At 74.6% G+C, this 25888-nt stretch carries 27 protein-coding genes, 1 pseudogene and 1 riboswitch; of the genes and pseudogenes, 9 read left to right on the top strand and 19 right to left on the bottom strand.

The window, feature by feature from the left end; translation table 11 throughout:
- Window positions 1-3 precede the first annotated feature (3 nt).
- A complete protein-coding gene (locus ABD946_RS06235; RefSeq protein WP_345280879.1) occupies window positions 4-1509 on the bottom strand; it encodes an FAD-dependent monooxygenase in 1506 nt (501 codons plus the stop codon).
- A gap of 127 nt (window positions 1510-1636) precedes the next feature.
- Here ABD946_RS06235 and ABD946_RS06230 point away from each other — a divergent pair, with 127 nt between their 5' ends.
- Window positions 1637-2113: a MarR family winged helix-turn-helix transcriptional regulator gene (locus ABD946_RS06230; RefSeq protein WP_345280877.1), complete on the top strand. Its 477-nt coding sequence runs from the start codon at window positions 1637-1639 to the stop codon at window positions 2111-2113.
- Between the two features lie 51 nt (window positions 2114-2164).
- Here the strand turns inward: ABD946_RS06230 and ABD946_RS06225 are convergent, their stop codons facing one another.
- The 18 genes from ABD946_RS06225 to ABD946_RS06140 form a co-directional block, all read right to left on the bottom strand.
- Window positions 2165-3760 carry an FAD-dependent oxidoreductase gene (locus ABD946_RS06225; RefSeq protein WP_345280875.1) on the bottom strand — a complete coding sequence of 532 codons (1596 nt, stop codon included), beginning with the start codon at window positions 3758-3760 and terminating at the stop codon, window positions 2165-2167.
- 29 nt (window positions 3761-3789) lie between these two features.
- Complete coding sequence (locus ABD946_RS06220; protein WP_345280873.1) at window positions 3790-4641, bottom strand: ester cyclase; 852 nt, start codon at window positions 4639-4641, stop codon at window positions 3790-3792.
- 24 nt (window positions 4642-4665) lie between these two features.
- A complete protein-coding gene (locus ABD946_RS06215) occupies window positions 4666-5628 on the bottom strand; it encodes a GNAT family N-acetyltransferase (RefSeq protein WP_345280871.1) in 963 nt (320 codons plus the stop codon).
- A gap of 71 nt (window positions 5629-5699) precedes the next feature.
- Complete coding sequence (locus ABD946_RS06210; protein WP_345280869.1) at window positions 5700-5888, bottom strand: ferredoxin; 189 nt, start codon at window positions 5886-5888, stop codon at window positions 5700-5702.
- Window positions 5889-5894: 6 nt separating this feature from the next.
- Window positions 5895-7073: a cytochrome P450 gene (locus tag ABD946_RS06205; RefSeq protein WP_345280923.1), complete on the bottom strand. Its 1179-nt coding sequence runs from the start codon at window positions 7071-7073 to the stop codon at window positions 5895-5897.
- A gap of 174 nt (window positions 7074-7247) precedes the next feature.
- The gene (locus tag ABD946_RS06200) at window positions 7248-8021 is read right to left on the bottom strand and encodes an SDR family NAD(P)-dependent oxidoreductase (RefSeq protein WP_345280867.1); all 774 of its coding nucleotides are present in this window, start codon (window positions 8019-8021) and stop codon (window positions 7248-7250) included.
- A 13-nt stretch (window positions 8022-8034) separates the two neighbouring features.
- Window positions 8035-9438, bottom strand: coding sequence for an FAD-binding oxidoreductase (locus tag ABD946_RS06195; RefSeq protein WP_345280865.1), 1404 nt, complete (start codon window positions 9436-9438; stop codon window positions 8035-8037).
- Window positions 9439-9459: 21 nt separating this feature from the next.
- Window positions 9460-9828: a hypothetical protein gene (locus tag ABD946_RS06190; protein ID WP_345280863.1), complete on the bottom strand. Its 369-nt coding sequence runs from the start codon at window positions 9826-9828 to the stop codon at window positions 9460-9462.
- An 89-nt stretch (window positions 9829-9917) separates the two neighbouring features.
- Window positions 9918-10148, bottom strand: a complete 231-nt coding sequence (locus tag ABD946_RS06185; protein ID WP_345280861.1) for an acyl-CoA carboxylase epsilon subunit — start codon at window positions 10146-10148, stop codon at window positions 9918-9920.
- On the bottom strand, window positions 10148-11731 hold the full coding sequence (locus ABD946_RS06180) for an acyl-CoA carboxylase subunit beta (RefSeq protein ID WP_345280860.1): 1584 nt from the start codon (window positions 11729-11731) through the stop codon (window positions 10148-10150). Before ABD946_RS06180 ends, ABD946_RS06185 begins: the two co-directional genes overlap by 1 nt.
- On the bottom strand, window positions 11728-11952 hold the full coding sequence (locus tag ABD946_RS06175) for a DUF6059 family protein (RefSeq protein ID WP_345280858.1): 225 nt from the start codon (window positions 11950-11952) through the stop codon (window positions 11728-11730). The genes ABD946_RS06180 and ABD946_RS06175 overlap by 4 nt, the downstream gene beginning before the upstream one ends.
- Before the next feature lie 355 nt (window positions 11953-12307).
- A complete protein-coding gene (locus ABD946_RS06170) occupies window positions 12308-13285 on the bottom strand; it encodes a cytochrome c oxidase assembly protein (RefSeq protein ID WP_345280922.1) in 978 nt (325 codons plus the stop codon).
- A gap of 136 nt (window positions 13286-13421) precedes the next feature.
- Window positions 13422-14333, bottom strand: coding sequence for an amino acid ABC transporter permease (locus ABD946_RS06165; RefSeq protein ID WP_345280856.1), 912 nt, complete (start codon window positions 14331-14333; stop codon window positions 13422-13424).
- Entirely contained in the window at window positions 14330-14995 is a 666-nt protein-coding gene (locus ABD946_RS06160; protein ID WP_345280854.1) for an amino acid ABC transporter permease, read from the bottom strand. Before ABD946_RS06160 ends, ABD946_RS06165 begins: the two co-directional genes overlap by 4 nt.
- Before the next feature lie 10 nt (window positions 14996-15005).
- Window positions 15006-15839 carry a glutamate ABC transporter substrate-binding protein gene (locus tag ABD946_RS06155; protein WP_345280851.1) on the bottom strand — a complete coding sequence of 278 codons (834 nt, stop codon included), beginning with the start codon at window positions 15837-15839 and terminating at the stop codon, window positions 15006-15008.
- A gap of 28 nt (window positions 15840-15867) precedes the next feature.
- Window positions 15868-16596 carry an amino acid ABC transporter ATP-binding protein gene (locus tag ABD946_RS06150; protein WP_345280920.1) on the bottom strand — a complete coding sequence of 243 codons (729 nt, stop codon included), beginning with the start codon at window positions 16594-16596 and terminating at the stop codon, window positions 15868-15870.
- Window positions 16597-16723: 127 nt separating this feature from the next.
- Complete coding sequence (locus tag ABD946_RS06145; RefSeq protein WP_345280849.1) at window positions 16724-17299, bottom strand: cytochrome P450; 576 nt, start codon at window positions 17297-17299, stop codon at window positions 16724-16726.
- 5 nt (window positions 17300-17304) lie between these two features.
- On the bottom strand, window positions 17305-17925 hold the full coding sequence (locus ABD946_RS06140; protein ID WP_345280848.1) for a cytochrome P450 family protein: 621 nt from the start codon (window positions 17923-17925) through the stop codon (window positions 17305-17307).
- A 303-nt stretch (window positions 17926-18228) separates the two neighbouring features.
- Between ABD946_RS06140 and ABD946_RS06135 the strand changes: the two genes are divergently transcribed.
- The 8 genes and pseudogenes from ABD946_RS06135 to ABD946_RS06100 all read left to right on the top strand — a co-directional run.
- Window positions 18229-19956 (top strand): AAA family ATPase, encoded by a 1728-nt coding sequence (locus tag ABD946_RS06135; RefSeq protein ID WP_345280847.1) that lies wholly within the window; start codon window positions 18229-18231, stop codon window positions 19954-19956.
- A gap of 143 nt (window positions 19957-20099) precedes the next feature.
- The gene (locus tag ABD946_RS06130; protein WP_345280846.1) at window positions 20100-20279 is read left to right on the top strand and encodes a hypothetical protein; all 180 of its coding nucleotides are present in this window, start codon (window positions 20100-20102) and stop codon (window positions 20277-20279) included.
- Entirely contained in the window at window positions 20269-20604 is a 336-nt protein-coding gene (locus ABD946_RS06125; protein ID WP_345280845.1) for a hypothetical protein, read from the top strand. Before ABD946_RS06130 ends, ABD946_RS06125 begins: the two co-directional genes overlap by 11 nt.
- Window positions 20553-21242 carry a hypothetical protein gene (locus tag ABD946_RS06120; protein ID WP_345280844.1) on the top strand — a complete coding sequence of 230 codons (690 nt, stop codon included), beginning with the start codon at window positions 20553-20555 and terminating at the stop codon, window positions 21240-21242. Before ABD946_RS06125 ends, ABD946_RS06120 begins: the two co-directional genes overlap by 52 nt.
- Window positions 21243-21321: 79 nt before the next feature.
- On the top strand, window positions 21322-21699 hold the full coding sequence (locus ABD946_RS06115) for a hypothetical protein (RefSeq protein WP_345280843.1): 378 nt from the start codon (window positions 21322-21324) through the stop codon (window positions 21697-21699).
- A 72-nt stretch (window positions 21700-21771) separates the two neighbouring features.
- Window positions 21772-24693: a bpX6 domain-containing protein gene (locus ABD946_RS06110; protein WP_345280841.1), complete on the top strand. Its 2922-nt coding sequence runs from the start codon at window positions 21772-21774 to the stop codon at window positions 24691-24693.
- Window positions 24694-24755: 62 nt separating this feature from the next.
- Complete coding sequence (locus ABD946_RS06105; RefSeq protein ID WP_345280840.1) at window positions 24756-25172, top strand: GNAT family N-acetyltransferase; 417 nt, start codon at window positions 24756-24758, stop codon at window positions 25170-25172.
- Between the two features lie 191 nt (window positions 25173-25363).
- Window positions 25364-25500: riboswitch (cyclic di-AMP (ydaO/yuaA leader) on the top strand.
- A gap of 3 nt (window positions 25501-25503) precedes the next feature.
- Window positions 25504-25888: pseudogene (locus tag ABD946_RS06100) on the top strand (glycoside hydrolase family 16 protein); the annotation flags it as partial.

Below are 25888 nucleotides of genomic sequence, written 5' to 3'. Positions count from 1 at the left end.
GGGTCAGACGGTGCCGAACCAGCGCGTGAGCGCCTCGCGCAGTCCGCCGCGGAGCTCCTCGGCCGAGGCGTCCCGGTCGGCGGCCCAGGCCACGTAGCCGTCGGGGCGCACCAGCAGGCCGGCCAGGCCGGGCTCCTGGTCGCACTCGGCCACCACGTGCCGCACCCGGCCGCCCCAGGAGACGCCCGCGGCCCACTCCTCGTAGACCCCGGCCAGCTCGGGCCGGGCCGCCAGGTCGAGCAGCAGGCCGGTGCCGCGCTTGAGGTACTCGGGCAGGGTGCTCTTGCCGTCGGCGGTGCGCAGCTCCAGGTCGCGGGCGAAGTCGCCGAGCAACCGGTGCTCCGGGCCCGGGAGTTGGTACCGCACGGTGACGCCGCTGAGCATCTCGGCCAGGTGCCGGTTGACCTGGTCCTTGCGCATCAGGTCGGTGAACAGCTCGCGCAGCTCGGTCACGTACGGGTCCGGGTTCATCAGCGCGATCTGGGCCCGGGTGTTGGCCAGCACCCGGCGGGCCGGCTCCTGCCGCTCCCGGTCGTAGCTGTCGAGCAGGCCCTCGGAGGCCCAGCCGTGCACGGTGGCGGCCAGCTTCCAGCCGAGGTTGAGCGCGTCCTGCAGGCCGAGGTTGAGGCCCTGGCCGCCGACCGGGAAGTGGGTGTGGGCGGCGTCGCCGGCCAGCAGGATCCGGCCCTCCCGGTAGCGGTCGGCCTGGCAGGCCGAGTCGGTGAACCAGGACAGCCAGCGGGCGTCGCGGGCGCCGAGGTCGTCGCCCCAGATCTCCCGCAGGCTGGCGGTGAGTTCGCCCAGCGTGAGCACCGAGCCCGGCTCCTTGCCCTGCTCGAAGTCGAAGGTGGCGACCCGGTGGTAGGTGTCGTCCAGCGGGACGCAGAACAGCAGGCCGCGCGCGGTCCGCTCCATGCCCATCGGCGCGTTCTCCGGGTCGGCCAGCCGGACGTCGCCGAGCCGGGCGGTGACCCGGCCGCCGGTGCCGGGGAAGCCGATGCCGGCCGCCTTGCGGACCTGGCTGCGCGCGCCGTCGCAGCCGACCAGGTACTTGGCGCGCAGGGTGTACGGGCCGTCCGGGCCGGTGACGTCCAGCTCCACGCCGTCCGCGTCCTGCCGGGCGGCGGTCACCTCGTGCCCGCGCCGGATCTCGGCGCCGACCTCGATCGCGCGCTCCTCCAACAGCCGCTCGGTGCGGGCCTGTTCGGAGAGCAGCGCGTAGCCGTGGGCGCTGTCCAGGGTGGAGAAGTCCACCCAGACGTCCAGCCCGGCGAAGTGGCCGTTGTTCCAGGAGCGGGCCCCCTCCTTGAAGCGCTTGAGCAGACCGCGCCGGTCGAGCGACTCCAGCGAGCGGGCGTGCAGCCCGAAGGCCTTGGAGTGCGGCGAGCGCTCGGGCAGCCGCTCCAGTACGAGGGCCCGGACGCGGGCGATCCGCAGTTCCGCGGCGAGCAGCAGGCCGACCGGCCCGCCGCCCACCACGAGGACGTCGTAGTCCTGATCCGATGACATGACCCCTCCTTCAGTCGTCGGGAGAGCATCTAGATGCATGCTCTCAGATATATGCTTTCTGTCATGCAGTCATTTGCGAGCATACAGATGCTCGCTTGCTGTAATCAAGTCGCTTAGGATGTGACGCATGGAGACTTCGACCGAGAGCACACGGCGGACGGCCGTCCTCGACGCCGTGGGCCCGGCGTTCTCGCGCCTGCGCCGAACGGCGGCGCTGAACGTCGAGGAGGGGGTGTCCCGCAAGGACATGACCCGGACCCTGGTGCTCAACGTGGTCCAGGACGGCCCCGAGCACGACGGCCAGGAGATCACCGTCGGCGTGGTCGCCGAGCGGCTCGCGGTCGACCCGTCGGTGGCCAGCCGGATGGTCTCCGACTGCATCACGGCCGGTTACCTGGTGCGCGCCGCCTCGCAGGCGGACGGCCGCCGCACCATCCTGCGGCTCACCGACGAGGGCGACCGGATGCTGGACCGCTTCCGCGCCCACCAGCGCTCCGCGTTCGAGCGGATCACCCGGGACTGGCCGGACGGCGAGCGGGTCGAGTTCGCCCGGCTGCTGATCAAGTACGTCGACTCCATCAGCGAGCTGCAGAACGGCAGTTGACGGACCGGGTCCGCGCACCGACCCGGCCGCGGGTCGGTGCGCGGACCTCGTTCAGCGGGCCAGCACCCGCCGCAGCACCCGCTCCAGGGCGCCGTCCGGATCGCCGTCCGGCTCCGCCCCGACGGCCCGCCAGGCGACGAAGCCGTCCGGGCGGACCAGCACCGCCCCCGCAGGCCCGATCCCGTACGCCGGGCCGAACCCGCCCTCCGGGCCGGCCGGTTCGGCACCGATCAGCTGCGCCGTCAGGCCGACGCCGAGCCGTTCCGCCACCCCGGCCGCAGCGGCGGCCCAGGCGGCCCCCCGCTCGCCCGCCAGCAGCACGAAGCCCCGCCCGAACAGGCCGAGCGTGCCCGCCGGCCCGTCCGCACCCGCCGGCACCAGGTACGGCGCCCGGGTGCCGGGCCGCCCGCCGAGAGCCCGTGGGTCGGAGGTCACCGGCAGCGGCTCCGCCCCGTCCTCGGCGACCACCGCCGCCGAGCGGTAGGACTGACCCATCGTCACCGTGAGCGCGTCCTCGACCTGCGCCCGCTGCTCCTCGGAGGCGCTGCCGGAGCGCACCGCGAGCTGCAGGGACCCCTGGGTGGCGGTGTGTTCGCCGACCGGGCGGCGCTCCGCGTCGTAGCTGTCCAGCAGCTCGGGGCCGGCCTCGCCGCGCACCACCAGGGCCAGCTTCCAGGCCAGGTCGCGCGCGTCGGCGATCCCGGTGTTGGCGCCGTAGCCGCCGGTCGGCGGGATCACGTGGGCGGCGTCCCCTGCGAGCAGCACCCGGCCGTGCCGGAAGCCCTCGGCGACCTGCTCGGCCATGTCCCAGGGGAAGCGCGAGCGGATGGTCACCTCGACCCCCGGGTCGCCGATCGCCGCGCCCACCAGCTCGCGGCAGCGCTCCTCGGTGAAGTCCGCCAGGTCCTCGCCGTCCTGCGGCGACCAGCCGACGATCAGGGTGCCCTCGGTGAGCGTGTCGTCGTGCACCAGGATGCCGGTGACCTGAGGGTTCTTCACGTGCACCACGCTGTACCGGCGTTCGCCGAGGACGGGCGCCAGATCGGCCCGGAACGCGATGCTGACGTGCCGGGAGAGCAAGCCGCGCCCGCGCCGGGGCACCTTGAGCGCCTCCCGCACGGTCGAGCGGGGCCCGTCGCAGGCCACCAGCCAGCGGCTGCGCAGGGTGGAGGTGGAGCCGTCCGAACCGAGCACGGCGGTGACCCCGTCCGGGGTCTCGTCGAAGGAGAGCAGCTCGGTGCCGAACCGCAGGTCCGCCCCGAGCTCCTCGGCCCGGGCCCGCAGCAGCGGCTCCAGCCGGTCCTGCGGGAGCAGCAGCAGGCGGTGCGGGGTCAGCCCCGCGAGCTCGTCCGCCCCCTCCAACTCCTCGCGGGCGAACAGCACTTCGCCGGCCAGCGAGACCACGCCGGCCCTGGTCCGGTGCCGCTGGAAGCCGGCCGCCGCCCGCTCGGCGGCCTCCGCCACCCCGGCCTGCGCCAGCAGCTCGACGGTCCGCGGGTAGTAGCCGACGGCGCGGGGGTGCACCGAGGTGGAGGGGTGGCGCTCCACCAGGGTGGCCCGTACGCCGTGGTGGGCCAGGAACAGCGCGGTCGACAGGCCCACCAGGCTGCCGCCGACGATCAGTACGGGTGCGTCCGTCGAACTCATCGAAGTCCCTCTCGTGGTGCGGGTGGTGTTCAGGGGGTGGGGAGGCCGGCCTCCTGGAGGGCCAGGTAGTCGACCACCTCCCAGTGCTCGGCGACCTTGCCGCGCTCGATCCGGAACTGGTCGCAGGTGCGCATCTCCAGCCGGGCGTCGGACGGTCCGCCGCCGCTCCAGGCGCCGGTGAGGGTGCCCCGCCAGGTGACGAAGACCATCACCCGGTCGCCGGAGGCCACCACGTGGTCGACGTCGGTCAGCAGGTCGGGGAAGGCGGCGATGTTGTCGGCGAAGAAGGCCTTGAACGCCTCCAGGCCGTCCGGCACCGCGTCGGTCCGCACGTTGTGGTGCTTGTAGTCCGGGTGGTAGTACCGCTCGGCCAGCTCCAGCCGGTGCTCGCTGAACACCTCCCGGTAGGCGTCAAGGACCAGCTGGGCGTTGGCCCGCTCGGCCTCGGTGTGCGGGCCGTGCAGGCCGGGCGAGGCCGGCTGGCCGGGCTCCGCCGGGCCGGTGCCCTGGGCGGCCAGCGCGGCCCGGTCCACCACGTTCCAGTGCTCGGCGACCCGGCCGTCCGCCAGCCGGTACAGCTCGGCGGTGTGCAGCAGGAAGCCGCCCGGGCTGCGCCAGGTGGCGAACAGCATCACCCGGTCCGGGCCGGCCACCAGGTGGTCGACGGTGGCGGCCAGGCCCGGGTGACGGGTGGTCAGGTCCTTCCAGTGACGGCGGAAGTTCTCGGTGCCGCCGCCGAGCAGCGCGTCGTGGTCGGTGTAGCCGGGGTGGAAGAACTCCTCGGTCCGGTCGAGCTGGTGCTCGCCGTGCAGCACCCGGTACAGCTCGCGGACGGTGCGCTCGTTCCCGGCGGGGGCGTCGGTGCGTCTCTCGGTGGTCATCGGTCCTCCGGTGGGTTCGGGTGGTCAGGCCTTGAGCGTGTACGTGGCCCAGGTGGAGTCGGTGCTGAAGCCGAGCCGGCGGTTGAGCGCCACCACCGCCTCGTTGCGGACGTCGTTGAAGACCTGGACCAGGGCCAGCCGCGGTTCGCGCGCGGCCGCGTCGAGCAGCAGGCCGGCCTTCAGCCAGGAGGCCAGTCCCCGGCGCCGGTGGCCGGGCAGGACGAGGGTCTCGCCCGCGTCGGCCATCGGGCTGTCGCGGACGAACAGCGTGCTGTAGCCCACCAGTTCGCCGCCCTGCTCGGTGACCGCGGCCACCGCGTGCAGGCGGTGGCCGGCCCGCTCGGCCTCGGCCTCCCGGGCCCGGACGTCGGCCACGCCGGGGGCGGACATCCGGGCCTGCCCGTTGACCGGGGCGTCCAGTGCGGCCCAGGCCCGGGCGTAGCCGGTCACCAGCGGATCGGGGCAGCGGCCGGTCCAGCGGACCAGCCGGTAGCCGGGCACCGGCCGTCCGGCGGCCTCCTCCAGCGCGGGCCGGGCCGGGCCGGCCGGCAGCAGCCGGCTGCGCAGCGTGGTGGCGGTGCACTCCGCGCCCAGCGCCTCGGCGAAGGCCCGCGAGGCCTCCCCGGCAGGGGCGTCCACCCGGAGCAACGAGCGCCCGCAGGAGCGGAGTTCGGCCCGGGCCGCCTCGGCCAGGGCCCGTCCGGCGCCGCGGCGCCGGAAGCCCGGGAACACCCAGAGCGAGCCGTGGCCCGGCCCGGTCGGATCGGCCAGGTCGAGGCCGAGCTTGACGCATCCGGCCGGCTCGCCGTCCGCGTAGGCGGCCAGCAGCAGGCGGTCGGCGCCGTGGCGGCGCTGGAACAGCCGGGCCAGCAACTGCTCGGACACCGGGGGGTCGTGGGGCAGTTCGAGGCCCATGGTGGCCCGGAAGCCGGGCAGCAGGGCGGTGATGGTGGCCGGATCGTCTCCGTCCAGACGGCGAATCTCCATGGCCGCCACCCTGGCGGTCGGCCCTCGAAGCGCCGTCCAGGAGTGCTGGACGGCGCCCCGCGGACCTCGGTTCAGCGCAGTTCGATGGCCTGCACCGGGCAGGCCTGGGCGGCCTCCTCGACCTCCGGCTCCTCCTCGCGGACCGCGCCGCCGGGCAGCAGCGCGACCACCCCGCCCTCGTCCTGGGTGAACACGGCGGGCGCGTGCAGCACGCACATCGCCGCCCCGATGCACCGGTCGGTGTCCAGCTCGATGGCCACCGCGGGCTACCAGGCGACCGGCAGGGCGGCCACGCCCTGGAGCACGTACGGGGCGTTCAGCGGCACCTGGTCGCCGGGCACGGCCATCCGCAGGGTCGGGATCCGCCGGAACAGCGTGGCCAGCGCGATCTCCATCTCGGCCCGGGCCAGGTTCTGCCCGATGCACTGGTGGATGCCGTAGCCGAAGGCGACGTGCCGGCCCGCCCTGCGGGTGACGTCCAGCTCGTCCGGCCGCTCCCAGGCCCGCGGGTCACGGTTCATCAGCATGGTGGACATCATCACGCCCTCGCCGGCCCGGATGGTGGTCCCGGCGATCTCGATGTCCTCGGCCGCCACCCGGGGCAGCACGTCGCCGATCGAGGTGAAGCGCATCAACTCGTCGACGGCGCCCGGCCACAGGGACTCGTCGGCCCGCAGCCGGGAGAGCTGCTCGGGGTGGTCGAGCAGGGTCAGGGTGGAGAGCGCGATCATGTTCGAGGTGGTCTCGTGCCCGGAGACCAGCAGCAGCGAGCAGATCATCGCCAGCTCGTCGCGGTCGAGCGCGCCCTCGGCCAGCTGATGGGCGATCAGCTGGTCGATCAGGCCCTCGCCCGGCTCCCGCTCCTTGCGGGCGATCAGCCCGTACAGGTAGTGCAGGATCTCGGTGAACGACTTCCGGGCCAGCTCCGCCTCGTCCTCGCCCGTGGAGGAGAGCACGTGCCGCGAGCGTTCGTCGAAGAAGGAGCGGTCCTCGTAGGGCACCCCGAGCAGGGCGCAGATCACCGCCGAGGGCAGCGTCAGCGCGTAGGAGGCCAGCAGTTCGGCCTCGGAGCCGGCGGCCAGCATGGCGTCGATCAGCTCGTCGGCGATCCGCTGGATCTCGGGCCGCAGTTCGGCGACCCGGCGGATGCCGAAGCCGGGGATCACCATCCGGCGCTGCCGGCCGTGGTCCGGGTCGTCCACCCCGACCAGCGGCGGCGCGGCGTGCTGCTGGGTCTGCGCCGCGATCCGGGGGGCCAGGAACGGGAAGGCCGGGTCCAGCACGTACGAGGAGAGCCGGTGGTCCGGGAAGAGCGCCCGGCCCTCGGCGTTCCCGGACACCAGCCAGACCTGGCGGCCGTCGTAGAGCGTCACCCGGGACAGCGGTCCGCTCTCCCGCAACTCCTCGTAGCCGACGGGCATCCGGTACGGGCAGGTGCGCTCCATCGGGTAGGCGGGGGCCTCGGTGGGCCGGGCGGGGGTCTGGGGCACGGTCTTCCTCCTGGGTGAACGGTCCGCCGGTGGGACGGGCGAACGCCATTGAGCCCCGCGGCCCTCAAGGAGTCCTGGAAGGACCCTCGAGGGCCGCGGGGCCCGGTGCGGACGGGAGCCGACGGGGCGTCAGGCGCCGCCGGTGACCCGCAGGGTCTCGCCGTTGACGTTGCCGTTGGCCGCCGAGCCGAGGAAGACCACCGCCCGGGCCACGTCCTCCGGCACCGACATCCGGCCGGAGGGCAGGGTGCGGCCCTTCTCCTCCAGGACGGCGGCCGGGACGTGCGCGCGGACCGTCTCGGTCAGGGTCTGCCCCGGCACCACCATGTTCACCAGGATCCCCTCCGGGCCCAACTCCCAGGCCAGGCTGCGCATCAGGCCGTACAGGCCGGACTTGCCCGCCCCGTAGGCGCCCGCCCCGGGCTTGCCGGTGTCGGCCAGCCCGGCGCCGATCAGCACCACCCGGCCCCACTCCCGCCCGCGCATCGCGGGCAGGGCGGCCTGCAGGGTGTGGAAGGTCGCGTCCAGCGAGTTGTGCAGCACCTCCTGCCACTGCTTGGCCGGCACGTCCTCGAACCGGGGCACCGGCTGGCCGGGCCTGGGGATGGCCTCGCTCCACACCACCGCACTGGCCACCAGGACGTCGATGCCGCCCCACTCCTCGGCGACCCGCCCGACCGCCCGCCGGATCGACTCCTCGTCCGTCAGGTCGTAGCGGACCACCAGCGCGGTGCCTCCCGCCCCGGCCACCTGGGCCGCCGTCAGCTCGGCGCCCTCCCGGTCGGTGTGATAGGTGACCGCCACCCGGGCGCCCTCCGCGCCGTAGGCCACCGCCGTCGCCCGGCCGATGCCCGAGGAGGCGCCGGTGACCAGGACGACCTTGTCCCGCAGAGCTGTGATCACGGTGCTGCCTCCGTCATGAGCCGGGCCGGACGCTCTGTCCGTGCCGGAAGAAGTCCTCGGGGTCGTAGGCCCGCTTCACCGCGCGCAGCCGGGCCGCGTTCGCGCCGAAGTGGGCCTCCTCCCAGCCAGGGACGACCCGGGAGCTGGGGAAGTTGACGTACGAGCCGCAGGCGAGCGGGGCCAGCGCCAGCTCGGCCCGGTCGGCCCAGGCGGTGAGCTCGGCGGCGGTGTCCGGGCCGGGCTCCCGGCTGGCGATCTGGTAGCCCGTCAGGAACCGTGCGGTGCGGTGCGGGTAGGCGGTCTCGCCGACCGGGATCCGGTTGGCCGCGCCGCCGAGCGCGATGCACAGGAGGTAGCGCTCCCGGTCGATGGACGGGTCCCAGGCGGCCAGCAGCGCGGCCGCCTCGGCCCGGGTGGCGGGCCGGTCGGTGAGCCGGTAGCTCTGCCGGGTGTACGGGTGCCGGTGCCCCTCCGCCTCCGGGTTGTGGCCGGTGCGGTGGCACTGCTGCACCGTCTTGGAGTCGCACAGCGCCTCGTGCATCACCCGGGAGTACCCGGCCCGCTCGCCGACCGTGCGGACCATCGGCTTGCGCCCGGCCCGCTCGGCCAACTCGTCGAGCAGCAGCTCCAGTTCGGCCGTGGAGCCGAGGTGGACGCCCCAGATCTTCAGCACCGGCTCACCGGCCGGGCCGAACATCCCGGGCAGCACCACCAGCGAGCAGCCCAGCCCGTCCGGGGCGTCGGTGCACCACTCCTGCCAGGCCGACAGCAGTCCGGCCGCGTCCCCGTACTCCCAGAGCGTCTCGAACCCGGTCAGTTCCGGCGCGTCCACCGGCCGCACCTCGAACTCGGTGACCACCCCGAAGGTGCCGCCCCCGCCGCCGCGCAGCGCCCAGAACAGGTCCGGCTCCTCGCGCGCCGAGCAGCGGACGGTCCGGCCGTCGGCCAGCACCACGGTGGCGGCCGTCATCCGGTCGCTGCCGACGCCGAACGCGCGGGTCTGCCAGCCGAGGCCGCCGCCGGTCAGGAAGCCGGCCGCGCCGACGGTCGGGAAGGTGCCGGTGACGATCTGCCGGCCGAGCCGCCCCAGCGCGTCCAGCGCCTCCAGGGACTGGGTCCCGGCCCCCAGCCGGACGGTTCCGGGGCCGAGCGAGACCCGGTTCATCCGGGAGACGTCCACCACCAGCCCCGGGCCGGTCGACCAGCCGTTGAAGCTGTGCCCGCCGCTGCGCAGGTGGACCGCGAGGCCCTGGTCCCGGGCGTGCCGCAGGCAGTGGCGGACGTCGTCGGCGCTCTCGCTGTACGCGATCCCGTACGGGGTGACGGTGTCGTACTCGGTGTTCTGCAGTTGGCGGGCGTACGGGTAGCCCGGGTCGGACGGCAGGACGAGTTCGCCCTGGAGCCGGTCGCGCAGCATGGTCCCTCCAGTGGAGCCGAGCTACTTGTCGAGGCCGAACTTGCGGGCGGTCACCCTGGCGCCGTCGTGGCCGCGCAGCAGCTCTCCCCGCGGGTCGTAGAAGTTGGCACCGCCGGTGCCCTCCCAGCTGCCGTCCCCGGTGAGCTTCCCCTCGACGTGCACGCGGGCCTCGCCGACGTGCACGCCCTCCTCGTTCACGGCCAGGATGTGGAAGTTGTAGCTGAAGGTCCCGTCGCCGGTGCTCTCCCAGTTGCCCAGCCCGATGTTCTTGGTGTTCACCTGGGTCGAGGTGACCCGCCCGTCAGCGGTGAAGGCGACCAGCCCGGGCACGGACTTCCCGCCGTCGTCCAACGCGGTGGTCCAGGTCCCCACCAGCCGTGCGTCGGTCATGAGAGCTCTCCTTCTGGTCGTCGGATCGGTTGTCGGACAGGTTGCTCCGCGGTTCTCAAGCGGGGCTCGAAGGGCCCTGAAGCCCTGGGTCAGCCGCGGCCGACGGTCCGCCAGGACCGGGCGGCGGGGTGGCCGCCGGGCCGGCGCACCGCCCAGCCGGGCACCCCGGCCCGGCCGCGGCCCGGCGCGCGGGCGGCCTGTCGCGCCAGCGCGGCCAGCACCGCCACCAGCACCGCCAGCTCCCGGGGTTCGGGCCGCCCCCTGACGATCCGCCAGCCGTCGTCCCGCTCGGCCCTGTCGTCCCGCTCGGCCGTGGCCATCAGAGCGGCGGGTTGCCGTGCTTGCGGCTGGGCAGCTCCGCGTGCTTGGCCCGCAGCATGGCCAGCGCCCGGATCAGCACCGACCGGGTCTCGGCCGGGTCGATCACGTCGTCCACCAGCCCGCGTTCGGCGGCGTAGTAGGGGTGCATCAGCTCGGTCCGGTACTCCTTGATCCGCTGCGCCCGGACCGCCTCCGGGTCCGCCGCCTCCGCGATCTCCCGGCGGAAGACCACGTTGGCCGCGCCCTCGGCGCCCATCACGGCGATCTCGTTGGTCGGCCAGGCCAGCGAGAGGTCGGCGCCGATCGAGTGGGAGTCCATCACGATGTAGGCGCCGCCGTAGGCCTTGCGCAGGATCAGCTGGATCCGCGGCACGGTGGCGTTGCAGTACGCGTACAGCAGCTTGGCGCCGTGCCGGATGATCCCGCCGTGCTCCTGGGCGACCCCGGGCAGGAAGCCGGGCACGTCCACCAGGGTCACCAGCGGGATGTTGAAGGCGTCGCAGAACTGGACGAAGCGGGCCGCCTTCTCGCTCGCCCCGATGTCCAGCACCCCGGCCAGCGCGGTCGGTTGATTGGCCACCAGACCGGTCACCTTGCCGTCCAGCCGGGCCAGCGCGCAGATGATGTTGGGCGCCCACCCGGGCTGGAGCTCCAGCACCTCCCCGTGGTCGACGAGCTCCTCGATCACCTCGCGCATGTCGTACGCCTGGTGGGGACCGGCCGGGACGAGGTCGAGCAGCGCCTCCGTCCGGCGGTCGGCCGGGTCGGTGCAGGGCTCGTCCGGCGGCAGCTCGCGGTTGTTGGAGGGCAGCAGCGAGAGCAGGTACCGGACCTCGGCCAGGCAGCTCGCCTCGTCGTCGTGGGCGAAGGTGGCCACCCCCGAGACGTCGGCGTGCACGTCGGCGCCGCCCAGCCCGTTCTGGCTGATCTTCTCGCCGGTGACGGCCTGGACCACGTCCGGGCCGGTGATGAACATCTGCGAGGTCTCGCGGACCATGAAGACGAAGTCGGTCAGCGCGGGGGAGTACGCCGCCCCGCCGGCGCACGGGCCGAGCATCACCGAGATCTGCGGGATCACCCCGGAGGCCCGGGTGTTGCGCCGGAAGATGCCGCCGTAGCCCGCCAGCGCGGACACCCCCTCCTGGATCCGGGCGCCCGCCCCGTCGTTGAGCGAGACCAGCGGGGCACCGGCCGACTCGGCCAGGTCCATCACCTTGTGGATCTTCTCGGCGTGGGCCTCGCCGAGCGCACCGCCGAAGATCCGGAAGTCGTGGGCGTAGACGAACACCGTCCGGCCGTGCACGGTGCCCCAGCCGGTCACCACCCCGTCGGTGTACGGCCGCCGGTCCTCCAGGCCGAAGCCGGTGGCCCGGTGCCGGCGCAGCGCCTCGACCTCCTGGAAGGAGCCCTCGTCCAGCAGGAGGGCGATCCGCTCGTGCGCCGTCAGCTTGCCCCGGGCGTGCTGCCGCCGGGTGGCGCGCTCGTCCGGGCCGGCGACGGCCGACTCCTTGATCCCGGCCAGCTCGACCAGCCGCTCCCGCAGGTGCGGCACCGCCTCGGTGGCGTCCGTCCGCGGCGTCACCCCCGCTCCTCGGACAGCTGCCGCTGGAGCCGCGCCTCCACGTCGGTGAGCGGGACGCCCGGGCACATCCGCTCCGGGTGCAGCGGCGGCGGCCCGGCCGGGTACTGGTCGGTGGGCGGCCAGGGCGGTGGCAGCGGAGCGAAGAACCAGACGCTGCCCAAGGCGGCCAGGGCTCTCATCGCCCAGCGCAGGAGGTCTCCGGTCGTCACATGGTGGGGCATGGGCGCTCCTCTGCCGTTCGGGCCCTCTAGGGGCTGTCTCCTTGATGGGGCCGGGTCCGCGCCGCCGGGGCACGCACCTCGCCGGCTTCTCGTCAGTCGCCGATGCTCCGCATGGACTCCCTCCTCGGCGCCGCCGAGGCACGCACCCCGACGACGCGGCCTGATCCGACCCCATCAAGGAGACAGCCCCTAATCCGGCCCTACGGTCGCCCCGGACTCTCGACCGGCGGTCGAGACCTACTCGAACCCCCCTGCCGTCCCGTCCCCGCTCCCCGTCCCCGTTTCCCGGACACGCGAAGGGCCCCCGCCGCGGAAGGTCCGTGACGGGGGCCCGGGTGTTCGGGGTGACGCGGCGTCAGCCGGCCTCGGCCGCGCGCTGCCCGCGCTTGTCGAGCGAGGCCAGGTAGGCGTTGTACGCCGCCAGCTCGGCGTCGCCGTCGCGGTCCGCCTTGCGGTCGCGGCGGCGGGCCTGGCGCTCCTCGGACTTGGCCCACTGGAGGGTGAGCGCGATCAGCACGATCGCGGTCGGGATCTCGCCGAACGCCCAGGTGATGCCGCCGGCGATCTTCTGGTCGTTCAGCAGGTCGGTGCCGGGCGGCGCCATCGCGCCGTCGAAGGTCTTCACCAGCGGGTGGGTGGCCATCATCACCGCCACGCCGAAGAAGGCGTGGAACGGCATCCCCATGAACAGCTCGATGATCCGCATCACGTACCCCGGCCGGTTCGGACCCGGGTCCACGCCCATGATCGGCCAGAAGAACAGCATGCCGACCGCGAGGAAGTGCACCATCATCCCGATGTGCCCGATCCGGTACTGCATCAGGAAGTCGAACAGCGGGGTGAAGTAGAGCGCGTACAGGCTGGCCACGAAGAGCGGGATGGTGGCCGCCGGGTGCGAGACGATCCGCACGTACCGGCTGTGCAGCACCGCGACCAGCAGCTCGCGCGGGCCGCGGCCGCTGCCCTTGGGGGCCGGGCGCAGCGAGCGCAGCGCCAGGGTGATCGGGGCGCCGAGCAGCAGCAGGATCGGCGAGAGCATGGAGAGCACCATGTGCTGGATCATGTGGGCGCTGAACAGGGCCATGCCGTAGTCGTTCAGCCCGGTGTTGGTCACCAGCAGCACGGTGCCGACGCCCAGCACCCAGGCCAGCGTGCGGCCGACCGGCCAGCGGTCGCCGCGCCGCGCCAGGCGGACCACGCCCGCGCCGTACAGGGCGAGCGCCAGCAGGCAGCCGATCAGGAACGGCCAGTCGGTGGACCAGACCAGCGCCGAGCCGGGGGTGAAGGGGCCGAGCGGCTCCATCCCGCCGTGGTGCATCCCGGAGTGGTCCATCCCGGTCATACCGTCGCCCATCGGCGGGTCCTGCTTTCCCTCGTCACTGCCGGACGGCCCGTCAGGTCCGGTTCGTCCGATTTTGCTTCGAGGGTCAGCCTAGGCGCCGCTTATCCGCCCGCCGCACCCGGGGGCGTCACGGCCTGTCGAGGTGGTCGCCCGGGACGGCCAGGTCCTCCACGGCTCCGGCGGCTACCACCGCGCCGGTGGAGCGGCGGCCCCGGCGCAGCCGGCGCTCCAGCCAGGCGGCGAAGGTGGTGAGGGCGAAGTTGAGGATCACGAAGAGGACGGCGACGACGGTGAAGCTGGCGATGGTGTTGGCCCCGTAGTTGGCGCTCATCGGGCGGACGGAGGCGAGCAGCTCGGAGAAGCCGAGCAGGGCGCCGCCGAGCGCGGTGTCCTTCACGATCACCACCAGCTGGCTGACGATGGCCGGCAGCATCGCCGTCACCGACTGCGGCAGCAGCACCGAGCGCATGACCTGGCCCTTGCGCAGCCCGATCGCCATCGCCGCCTCGCTCTGGCCCTTGGGCAGGGCGAGGATGCCGGCCCGGACGATCTCGGCCAGCACCGAGGCGTTGTAGAGGACCAGGCCGGTGACCACCGCGTACAGCGGGCGGCTGTCCGGGCTCACGTCGGTGAACTCGGAGTAGGCGGCGTTGGCGAAGAGCATCAGGATCAGCACCGGCACCGCGCGGAAGAACTCCACCACCACCCCGGCGGGCAGCCGCACCCACCGGTGGTCGGAGAGCCGGGCGATGCCGAACAGCGCGCCCAGCGGGAGGGCGATCGCCATCGCCAGCGCGGCGGCGATCAGGGTGTTCTCCAGCCCGGGCAGCAGGTAGGTCTCCCAGGCCCGGCCGTCGGCGAAGAACGGCCGCCACTTCTCCCACTCCAGCTGGTTCTTGGCGGCCAGGGAGCTGACGACCCACCAGAGGAGCCCGCCGAGCGCCAGCAGGAACGCCACCGCCAGCAGCCGGTTGTGCCGCCGGGCCCGGGGGCCCGGCACGTCGTAGAGGGGCGAGGGGGACTCGGAGGGGGACTTCACCGCTTCACCGAGACCTTTCGGCCCACCCAGCCCAGGAACAGCCCGGCGGGCAGGGTGAGGCAGACGAAGCCGAAGGCGAAGACCGCGGAGATCAGGATCAGCTGGGCCTCGTTCTCGATCATCTCCCGCATCAGCGCGGCCGCCTCGGCGACCCCGATCGCGGCGGCCACCGTGGTGTTCTTGGTGAGCGCGATCAGCACGTTGGCCAGCGGGCCGACCACCGAGCGGAAGGCCTGCGGCAGCACCACCAGCCGCAGCACCTGGGGGAAGGTCAGGCCGAGCGCGCGGGCCGCCTCGACCTGGCCGGCCGGCACCGTGTTGATCCCGGCCCGTACCGCCTCGCAGACGAAGGCCGAGGTGTAGGCGGTCAGGCCGAGCACCGCCAGCCGGAAGTTGACGGAGGTGAAGTCGTCGGCGCCGAGCGAGACGCCCAGGGTCTGGAACAGGCCCAGCGAGGTGAAGACGATGATCACGGTGAGCGGGATGTTGCGGACCACGTTCACGTACGCCGTGCCGAAGCCGCGCATCAGGGGCAGCGGGCTGACCCGCAGCGCGGCCAGCACCGTGCCCCAGACCAGGGAGCCGAGGGCGGCGTACAGCGTCAGCTGCACCGTCACCCAGAAGGCGCCGAGCAGGTCGTAGCCGTCGAGGAAGTCGAACACCGGAGCCGCCTCAGCGGACGACCACGCCGATCTGCGGCGCGGGCTCGTTCTTGTAGTTCGCCGGGCCGAAGTTCTTCTGCACGGCCTTGTCCCAGGAGCCGTCGGAGACCATCTTCTGCAGCGCGGTGTCGATCTGGCCCTTGAGCGCGCTGCCCTTCTGGACGCCGATGCCGTAGTTCTCGTTGCTCATCTTGAAGCCGCCGAGCTTGAACTTGCCCTTGAACTGGGCCTGCGAGGCGTAGCCGGCCAGGATCGAGTCGTCGGTGGTCAGCGCGTCCACCACCTTGTTCTCCAGCCCGGTCAGGCACTCCGAGTACCCGCCGTACTCCTGGAGCTGGGCCTGCGGGGCGAGCTTGGTCTTGACGTTCTGCGCCGAGGTGGAGCCGGTGACGGAGCAGAGCTTCTTGCTGTTCAGGTCGGCGGGCTGGGTGATGGAGGTGTCGTCCGCGCGCAGCAGCACGTCCTGATGGGCCAGCAGGTAGGGGCCGGCGAAGTCCACCTTCTCGGAGCGGGCCGGGGTGATGGAGTAGGAGGCGGCGATGAAGTCCACGTCCCCGCGCTGGAGCAGGCTCTCGCGGTCGGCGCTCTTGGCCTCCTTCCAGACGATGTCCTTCGGGTCGTGGCCCAGCTGCTTGGCGACGTAGGTGGCGACGTCCACGTCGAAGCCGGTGTAGGTGCCGTCCGGGGTCTTCAGGCCGATGCCGGGCTGGTCGAACTTGATGCCGACGGTGATCTTGTGACTGCCGCCGCCGGCGTCGTCCTTGGTGTCGTCCCCGCAGCCGGCCAGCGCGAGGGGGAGGAGGAGCGCGGCCGCCGCCGCGAGGGCTGTCTTGCGGTGCGTCATGGTGATCATCCCTGCCGGTCGGGGTCCGTCAGTGGTGCAGGATCTTGGAGAGGAAGTCCTTGGCCCGCTCGCTGCGCGGGTCGGTGAAGAACTGCTCGGGCTCGGCGCGCTCGACGATGCTGCCGTCGGCCATGAAGACCACGCGGTTGGCCGCGGTCCGCGCGAAGCCCATCTCGTGGGTGACCACGACCATCGTCATGCCGTCCCGGGCGAGTTGGCGCATCACCTCCAGCACCTCGTTGATCATCTCCGGGTCGAGGGCGGAGGTCGGCTCGTCGAAGAGCATCACCTTGGGGTCCATCGCCAGCGCCCGGGCGATCGCCACCCGCTGCTGCTGGCCACCGGAGAGCTGGGCCGGGTACTTCTCCGCCTGGGCCGCCACGCCCACCCGCTCCAACAGCTCCCGCGCCCGGGCCTCCGCGCTCCGCCGGTCCTTCTTGCGGACCTTCACCTGACCGAGCGTCACGTTGCCCAGCACGGTCTTGTGGGCGAAGAGGTTGAAGGACTGGAAGACCATCCCGACGTCGGCCCGCAGGGCGGCCAGCGCCCGGCCCTCGGCCGGCAGCGGCTTCCCGTCGATGGTGATGGTGCCGGAGTCGATGGTCTCCAGGCGGTTGACCGTGCGGCAGAGCGTGGACTTCCCGCCGCCGGAGGGGCCGATCACGACCACGACCTCCCCCCGGGCGATCGTCAGGTCGATGTCCCGCAGGACGTGGAGCTCGCCGAAGTGCTTGTCGACTCCGCTCAGCACGACCAGGTCGTCCGCGGCCGCAGGGGGGTGCTTCGTTCGTCATGGCCACCGCGCTCCTCGGCTTTCATGGTCCGTCCGCGCGAAGGCGCCCGCACCCGGGACGGGGTGCGGGCGCCCGACGGGCGGAGGCGGATCAGGCCAGCAGGACGGGGCGACTCAGCCGGTCGGTGGTGATGAAGGAGGGCTGGGTGGGGCCCGACTCCCCGCCCGGGGCCGCGCGCAGCCCGGGGAAGCGGGCGAACAGCGCGGGCAGCGCGACCTTGGCCTCCAGGCGGGCCAGCGGGGCGCCCAGGCAGTAGTGGACGCCGTGACCGAAGGCCAGGTGCTGCTTGTCGGCCCGGTCGATGTCGAACTCGCCCGGGCGCTCGTGCACCTCGGGGTCCCGGCCGTGCGCGCCGAACGCCAGGATCAGCAGGTCCCCGGCCCGGACGGTCTCGCCCTCCAGGTCGATGTCGGCGGTGGCGTAGCGCAGCGGCAGGTGCATCACGGGGGAGTGCAGGCGCAGGGTCTCCTCGATCACGTCGTCCCAGCGGGTCGGGTCGGCCAGCACGGCGGCCAGCTGCGCCGGGTGCGCGAGCAGGGCCTGCGCGGCGTGGCCGATCAGCGAGACGGTGGTCTCCGAGCCGGCCCCGATCAGCAGGATCAGGGTGGAGACCAACTCCTGTTCGCCGAGCCGGTCGCCGTCCTCGCCGTGCACCGCCAGCAGCACGCTGGTCAGGTCGTCGCCGGGCCCGCTCGCGCTTGGCCGTGATCAGCCGGTCCATGGCGGCGAAGAGCTCGTACCCGATCCGCTCGGCCTCCTCGGGCGTGACGGTGGTGTCCCAGCACCCGGTCGATCACCCGGAGCATGGCGGGGCGCTGCTCCTGCGGCACGCCGAACAGGTCGCAGATCACCCTGGTCGGCAGCGGGTAGGCGAACAGGGCCCGCAGGTCCGCCTCCTGACCCTGCGGCAGACCGGCCATGGCGTCCAGCAGTTCGGAGGTGATCCGCTCGACGGCGGGGCGCAGCGCGTTGATCCGGCGCGGGGTGAAGGCCTGGCCGACCAGCGAGCGCAGGCGGTGGTGGTCGGGGCCGTCGCTGGTGAACATCGAGACCAGGTCCACCCAGACCGTCAGCCACGGGACGGCGCCCGGCCGGTAGCCGGGCCAGCTCTTGCGGGCGTCCTTGGAGACGTCCGGGTGCACCAGCAGCCGGCGCACCAGCTCGCCCCGGCTGACCGACCAGGCGGTCAGGCCGCCGGGCAGCGAGACCCGGACCGCAGGGCCGGCGGCCCGCAACTCCTCGGCCTGCTCGAAGAGTCGGGCTCCGGTGGTGTCCAGTACGGTCGGTCTCACGTGATCCCCCCGGGTCAGGTCCGTCGCACGGGGCGGTGGCTGCCCCGTGAACGGAGGGTCGCCGAGCGGGCCCGGCCGGTCCAGGTGGGCGGGACGGCTCACGGAAGCGCTGGGGGCTCAGCGGACGGCGCTCGCTCCCCACCCCGGCCGCTCCGCTCGCCGACCCGGGAGGCCCGCTCCGCCCCCGCGCTCGCAGGGCCGGCGGCCGGCCGCACCCACCACCCCAAGGGTGGTGGGTGTGCGGAGGATGTGACGAAAACGTGCTGGTGGGTACTGCGGATGCCCCCGTAGACTCCCGTGCTCGTGACCGAGATCAACACCGACCAGACCTTCCCCGCCGAACCCGGAGCCGTACCGACGGCCGCCGACGCCGAACTGATCGCGGCCGCCGTCCGCGCTGCGGGCCGGGGGCTGCTCGGCCGTGAGTCGGTGGCCGAGGTCGTCGTGCTCTGCGCCGTCGCGGGGGAGCACCTGCTGGTGGTCGGTGCGCCGGGCACCGCGAAGTCCGAGGCCGTCCGCCGGATGGCCGGTCAGCTCGGCGGCCGCTACTTCGAGTACCTGCTCGGCCGGTTCACCGAACCGAACGAGCTGTTCGGGCCGGTCGACCTGCGCGGGCTGCGCGAGGGCCGGGTCGAGTACGAGACCGAGGGGATGCTCCCCGAGGCCGAGATCGCCTTCCTGGACGAGGTCTTCCTCGGATCCACCGCGGTGCTGAACACCCTGCTCGGCCTGCTCAACGAGCGGGTGTTCCGCCGTGGCCGGACGGTGCTCGCCAGCCCGCTGCGGATCTGCGTGGGCGCGGCCAACCACCTGCCGCAGGACCCGGCGCTGGCCGCCTTCGCGGACCGCTTCCTGGCCCGGGTGTTCGTCGAGCCGGTGGCCGACTCCCGGCTGGAGGAGCTGCTGGAGGCCGGACGCCGCCCCGCCGTGCCGGCTCCGCGGGACGGCGGACCGGGCCTGCTCGCCGCCGTCGACCGGCTGGCCGCCGCGGCCCGGGCCTGTGACCTCGACGAGGCCACCCCGCTGGTCGCGACGGCGCTGCGGCGGCTCCGCGCCGCCGGGGTGCCGATCAGCGACCGGCGGGCGGTGCGCTCGCAGAAGCTGGTCGCGGCCGCCGCGGTGCTGGACGGCCGGACGGTGGCCTCCGCGCGCGACCTCTGGGTGCTCCCGTTGGTCGCCCCGACCGCCGACGCCCAGGCGCTGGCCCGGGACGTCCTCGCGGACCTGGTGGAGAAGTCGGCCAACGGCAGTCTGGTGCACGCCGCCGAGGAGCTCTCCCGCAGCACGGCCGCCCGCGCGGAGCGGCTGGCCCACGCCGGTGCCGCCCTGCTCGCCGAGCACCGCGACCTGCCCGAGGGGGCGGGACTCACGGCTGCGGCTGGAGGCCGCCCTGCGGGAGATCGACGCGGGCTTCGACCCGGCTGCCCTGCCCGCCGCGCTGGCCGGGATACGCGCCGAGCTGGTCGCGGCGGTCTCGCCCTCGTGACTCCCGAGCAGTCGTCAGTACCCGCCCCGCGGACGGCGCCCGCCTCGCCCCCGCCGCCCGCCGGGCCGCCCGGGCCGTCGTCCCGTCAGGCCTTCGCGCTGCGCTGGGAGCGCCGTGAGCCGCCGCTGCCGTCCGTCGCCGTCCTCGCGCTCGGGGCCGCCGTGCCCGGCCTGGCGCTCGCGGCCCGGGAGCGGATCCGGGCCGGGGCGCGGCTCGCCGTGCTCGCCGACGACGGCCCCGGCCTGCCGGCCGCCGAGCGCTCGCTGCTGGTGCTCGGCGCCGAGGCGGACCTGCCGTGGGCGGACGGCGTGCGCTACCTCGCCCAGGACGAGGGCCTGCTGACCCCCACCACCGCCCGCCCCGCCCCGGCCGCCGCACTCTGGCGACGGGCCCTCGGTGCGGCGGAGGGGCAGCTGTGCGTCCTGGTCCCCGGCCGTGCGCTGATCGCCGACCCGCCGGTGCCGCTCGGCTCCGCCGAGGTGCTCGACCCGTACACCGTGTCGACGGGCACCGGGCCCGACGGCGGAGCGGATGGCACCCCGTGACCCGCCGCGGATGTGCCCAGCGGCACGTCGAGCCCGCCCGGAGGGCCGCCCGGTGACCGACTCCCGACTGCCCGCCGCCCTCGCCCCGTGGGCCGGCGCCCCTCTCCGCGCTCTCGCCCGAACTCGCCCTCGCCCTGGGCCCGTTGCTGCGCCGCCTGGACTCCCTGATCGCCGACCACGCGCCGGTGGCCGACCAGCACGGAGACCCCGACGGTCTCGGCGGGCTGGCCCGCGCGGGACATCCCGAGCGGCTGCTGCCGTCCGAATGGCTGCTCGCCGAGGAGTGTCACGGAGGAGTTCCTGCGCCGCCTGGTGGACGGTGAACTCCTCTACACCGCACCGGAGTTCACCACCCCTGCGGTGCGTGGCCGGATGGTCGCGCTGGTCGACGCCGGGCCCGCTCAGGCGGGTGCCGGGCGCTTGGTGCAGCTCGCCGCGCTGCTCGTCCTGCACCGCCGGGCGGCCGCGCACGGTGCCGAACTGGTCGTCCGGGTGCTCGGCGATCCTTCCGGCCGCCGGCTGACGGGCGAGCCCGCCGACCTGCTGCCCGCCTGGCTGGCCGCGCGCGCCGCTCCGAGGACCCGACGCCCGAGGACGTGGCCGAGGCGCTGGAGGCCCTGGACGCGGCCGACCGCGCGTGGCTGCTGACCTCGCCCCGGCTGGCCGAGCGGATCCCGCCGCGCCCCGGCGTGCTCACCAGCGAGCCCGCCGCCTGGACCGCCGACGGTGCGGGCCGCGTGCTGATCGGGATCGACGGCACGACGGCCGAACTTCCGCTGCCCGCAGGCCCGATCGCGGTCCGAGCGCTGCGCGGGGCCGAGTTCCGCCGGGGCCCGGCTCCGGCCGCCCCGGTGGACGTCGCCCGTCCGGCCGGGCACGCGACCCAGCCCGTCTTCACCACCGACGCCCGGACCCTGCTCGCCAGGGGAGCCCGGCCCGGCACCCTGCTCGCCGTCAACCTGCCGAACCACGGCGGAGGAACCGCGACACCGCTGCGGATGCGTCGCCACGACTTCCCCGGCCCGGTGCTCGCCGCCGGGCGGACCGGCCGCCGCCTCTTCGCCCTGTGCGTCGAGGGCGAGCGGCTCACCACCCACGTGATCGGCCGTCAGCTCGCCGACGCCGGCGGCTACTCCACCGAGCTCGCCACCTTCGGCCTCGATCCCGCCCGGCTGGACGAGCTGCTCGCCGGGCCGGTGCTGCCGGTGCTGTTCCGGAGCGGGGGACCTGGAGTTCCCGCTCGGCGGCCGGTGGTGGCGGCTCGGCCCGGACGGCGGGGCCACTGACCACGGCCCGATCGGCCATGGCAACCGCGACCGCACGCCCTTCCTCCTGTGCCGCGACCCGCGGCTCTTCGAGGGCCAGGTGCACGAGGAGGCGCGCGGCCGGTTCCACTTCCTGCACAGCGCCGGAACCCAGGCCTGGTCGCGGGACAGCCGGACCTGGACGGTGCGCGCCGCCGACGGCGCCGTCGACCACCTCGCCTTCCGCGAGCGGGCCGAGGTGATCGGGCTGGTCCCCGGGTCACGGCCCGCGTTGGTCACCGTCAGCCGCAGCGGTCACCTCGTGCGGAGCGTGCGGTCGGACGGCGTGCGGACGCTGACCCGCTTCTCCGGCGGCACCGGGGAGCCCACCGTCCACCCGACCCGGCCGCTGATCGCCGCCGAGGTCCGCCCCGGCCGGATCGTGGTCGGTGACGTGACCACCGGGCGCGTCCAGTTCCTGATCGGAGGCGTCGAATGACCGCCACCCCCGAGGCGGCGTTCCGCGCCGTCGTCACGGCCACCGGTTACGTCCTCGACGTGCCCGTGATCGGTGAGGGACGAGGCCACCGCGCGCGTGCTCGAACTCTGGACCGTCGGGGCCGACCTGCGTCGACTGCCGGACGGCCGCTGGCTGTTCACCCTGGCGGCCCCGGTGGAGGTCCGGGCCGACCGAGCTCCCGGGCTGCCCGTCCTGCGCACCGCCGCCGGCGGCTCCGTCACCCTCGGGGCGGACGCCCCTGACCTGACCGCCGGACAACTCGCCCTCGCCGCAGGCGGGTCGACGACCACCCTCGCGGTCGCGGCACTCGCCCCGCTGGACCCGGCGGAGCGCCTGGACCTCACCGGGCTCACGGTGCACCGCCCGCGGCCGCTCGGCCCCGCCGTACCCGAGGCCGCTCCGGTGGCGGAGGCCCTCCCCGAACGGCCGCACCCCGACCTGCGCGCGGCGGCCCGCATCGCACCCCCGAGCGAGCGGGCCCGGCGGCTGACGGCGGAGCGCCCGGAGCGACCGGACCGCCGGCCGCGGTCGGCACGGCAACCGCGGCAGCCACGGCGGGGCGGTCACCGGCGGGCCCGGGTGGTGGCAGCCATCCCCGTCATCATCCTGCTGCTGCCGCTCCTCTGGGTGGTCCTCACCTCGGCGGCCTCCGCCCAGCGCCTTCCCAGCTGGGGGCTGGGCCTGCTGGTCGCTTTCGCCGTGGTGTGCGTGCGCTCCTGGCGCGCCGCTCGGGCCGCGGAGGTGGCCGGGACGGTTCCGGCGGCGGCTGACGGAGCGTCGGCTCCGGTCGGCGCACGGCCCGGCCGACCGCTCTTCGCCTCCCTCCGGGCGTGGCTGCGTTCCGGGTGGGTCCTGCCGGCAGCCGGTTCCGCCCAGGCCGCGTCCGGCGCGACGGCGGCTGACGGAGCGTCGGCCGCAGCCCGGGCGAAGCCGCGCCGGCCGCTGTTCGCGCCGCTGCTGGCGCGCCTGACGATGCGCACGGCGGGCGGACTGGTCCGCGGCCGCCAGGCCCGTTACCTGCGTGAGCTGACCAGGGCGTTCGAGCAGCACCAGTTCGAGGACGCGCTGCGCGACGCGATCCGGCTCTCCGGCGGGAGGGCGGCGGGCGAGGAGTCCTGGCTCACCCTCGGTCTGCCCCGGCGCCATGCCGGCGAGCTGCGTGCCACGCCCCGGGCCCACGGGCCGGGCGGTACCTCCGTGCTCTCCGGTCCTGACGTGCACCAGCACCTCGCCGCGCTCTACCGCGGCGCCGCCGAGCAGTTGGAGCGGTCGGGCCGGATCGACGAAGCGGCCTACGTCCTGGCCGACCTGCTGGACGCCCCCGCTGAGGCGGTCGGGCTGCTGGCCCGGCACGGGCGGCTGACGGCGGCCGCCGAACTGGCCGAGGGCCGCGGGCTCGCCGCCGATCTGGTGGTCCGCCTCTGGTGGCGAGCGGGCGAACGCACCCGCGCCGTCCGGACGGCCCACCGGACCGGCGTCTTCGCCCGCGCCGTGGAGCTGCTCTCGGCCGAAGACCCGGACGCCGCAAGGGAGTTGCGCTCTGCCTGGGCGGAGGACCGTCGCGCGTCCGGCGACCGGCTGGGAGCGGCCGAGGCACTCTGGCCGGACCCGGCCCTGCGCCCCTCGGCCGCCGCCGACCTCAGCGCGGCGGTCGCCCTCGGCGGCCCGACCCGCAGCCGCGCCCTGCCCTACCTGCTGGCGCTGGGCGCGGGCGACGCCACCCGGGCACTCGCGCTGGCCGTGCTCGACAGTACCGGGGACCCGGCCCACACCGGCCGCTCGGTGCTGGCCGCCGGACTGGCCCAACTGCCCGCCGCCGAACCGGCGGTGGACCGCGAGCTGGCCACGGCGGCGGCCCGCGCGGTGGTCCGCGACGGCGGCCTCGGCGGCACCCTCCCCGAGCGGGAGGAGCGGGCCCGTCACCAACGGCTGCTCGGTCGGGCCGACCCGCTGGTGGCGGCCGACCTCGCCAAGCCACGCCGCCGACCGGCCACGCGCGGCGCCTCGGGGGCCGTCGGGCACACCGCCGCCGACCGCCCCGGCACGCTGCCGGTGCTGGACGCCGCCCTGCTGGTCTCCGGCTCCGTCCTGGTCGCCTGCGGCCAGGCGGGCGTGCGGCTGCTCACCCCGGACGGTCGTACCAAGGCCCACTGGGACGTGCCCGCCGACCAGTTGGTGCTCGCCGACCACGGCGGGTCCGCCCTGCTGGTGGCCTCCTACGGGCAGACCCGCGAGGTCTCGCGGCTGGACCTCGCCACCCGCACCGTCCGGCCCTGGACGACCCTGCGCGCCTCCCGGATGGCCCGCTCCTACGACGGCCGCCACCTGATCACCGCTGACGGCGACGGCATCGTGGTGCTGGACGCCCTCGCCTCCGGACCGACCGCGGTCTGGCGCGAACTCGGGCGTGAGGAGAGGCTGGTGAGCGACGTGGCCCGCTCGGCCGACGGCTGCGCGGCGGTCGTGGCGTCGGCGCTGCCCGACGGCTCACCCCTGCTCGAACTCTGGCACTGGGAGCTGCCGGGCTGGCAACTGCGCTCCCGGCAGCGGCTGGAGGGCTACCAGCCGCTGCAGTCCGTCCCCTTGGCGGCCGGGGGGTTGCTCGCCGCCGAGCTGCCCGAGGCCGACGGACCGTCGGACGACGACAGCACCGTCCTGCGGCTGGTGACCGGCACCGGCCCCGGCCACCGGCTCGCGGCCGCCGAGCCGTCCGGCCCGATCGGTGACGGCGACCACTGGGCCCTCCCGGCCCTCGACGCCGCGGGCACCGGCATCCTGCTCCACGCGGGCAGCGGTCCGAGCGCCGTCCCGGCGGCGACCGTCCACTTCCCCGGGGCCGACCTCCGTCATGCCCCGGGGCTGCGGCAGCACGCGGACGCGGTCACCTACTGGCACCGCTCCGGCCGCATCCTGGCCACCAGCACGGACGGCACCACCCTCCGGGCCTCCCTCCGCGTCACGGGCACCCGCTGACCGCCCCTAGGCTGGTCGCCGTCGCCCGACGGGCGTCGAGCGAGAGGGCGAGTGACATCAGCGTGGCCGTAGTCGAGTTGAGGGTTCGGTTCGGAGTCGACGACCGGGAGCTGTCCGAGCTGCACGCGCGGGCGTTCGGCGCGGACGCCGGGCCCGGCGTCACGCCGTGGGCGAGTCGGCTGGAGCGGCACAGCCTCACCTGGGTCGGTGCCTTCGAGGCCGACCGTCTGGTCGGCTTCGTCCACGCGGTCTGGGACGGCGGCAGGCACGCCTTCGTGCTGGACACCGCCGTCCACCCCGACCACCAACGCCTCGGCATCGGAAAGCGGTTGGTCGACGCGGTGGCCGAGGAGGCCTTCCGCGCCGGTTGCGACTGGGTGCACGTGGACTACGAGCCGGAGAACGCCGGCTTCTACGAGGGGGCCTGCGGCTTCCGCCCCACCCCGGCCGGTCTGCGTTCCCGGCACCGGACGGCCTGAACCGGCGCGTCCGGTCTGTGAGCTGCGCTACAGCACCGCTCACTGACTTGTACGCGTCGGAACGGCTGCTAGCCTGCTCCGAGTCGCCCGCTCCGCGCGGGCCCCTCCGGTGGGCCGCCGAATCCCGTCCACCCGCCGGTGGTCTTTCGAGCACGGACACGGACGGGAGCGGGGGAACCAGGTCAGCCGCCTGCTGCCCCCCGCCAGCGCCCGTGCGTTCGCGGTGGCCGCCGCAGGCTCGGGGTGAAGCCGCTCCCACAGCCGCGGCCGGGCCGTACCTCCGGTCCGAACCCGACAGCTCACCTCGCAGGCGTCGCAGAGGAACCTGTCCATGCGCTTTTCTGCCACCCCTGTACGGGTCGGCGCGGTGGCCGCAGCCGGCCTGCTCGCCCTTCCCCTCCTGGTCAGCACCCAGGCGTCCGCCAGCGGTCCGACCGTCGTCGAGGACCGGATCACCCCGGCCCCGGCGGTCACCGGACCCTCGGTCACGGCCTCGCTCGCCGTGCACTCCTCGCGCTGCTTCACCGCGGACAGCGTCGGGGTCGCCGTCCGCGACGCGGCCGGCCGCCGGACCGACTTCCCCGGCGCGGCCCGGAACGTCCGGATCTGCCCGAGCGGAACCACCGTCACCACCGGCGCACTCGACCTGCCGGCCGGCACCTACACGGAGTTCGGCCGCTGGCGGGGCCTCGACGGCCGCTGGCACAACCTGCCCA

The sequence above is a fragment of the Kitasatospora albolonga genome, assembly GCF_039535905.1.
In the GTDB taxonomy this organism is placed as follows: domain Bacteria; phylum Actinomycetota; class Actinomycetes; order Streptomycetales; family Streptomycetaceae; genus Kitasatospora; species Kitasatospora albolonga.
The sequence above is the reverse complement of the archived record's forward strand: the minus strand, read 5'-3'. Positions and strand labels throughout refer to the sequence as shown.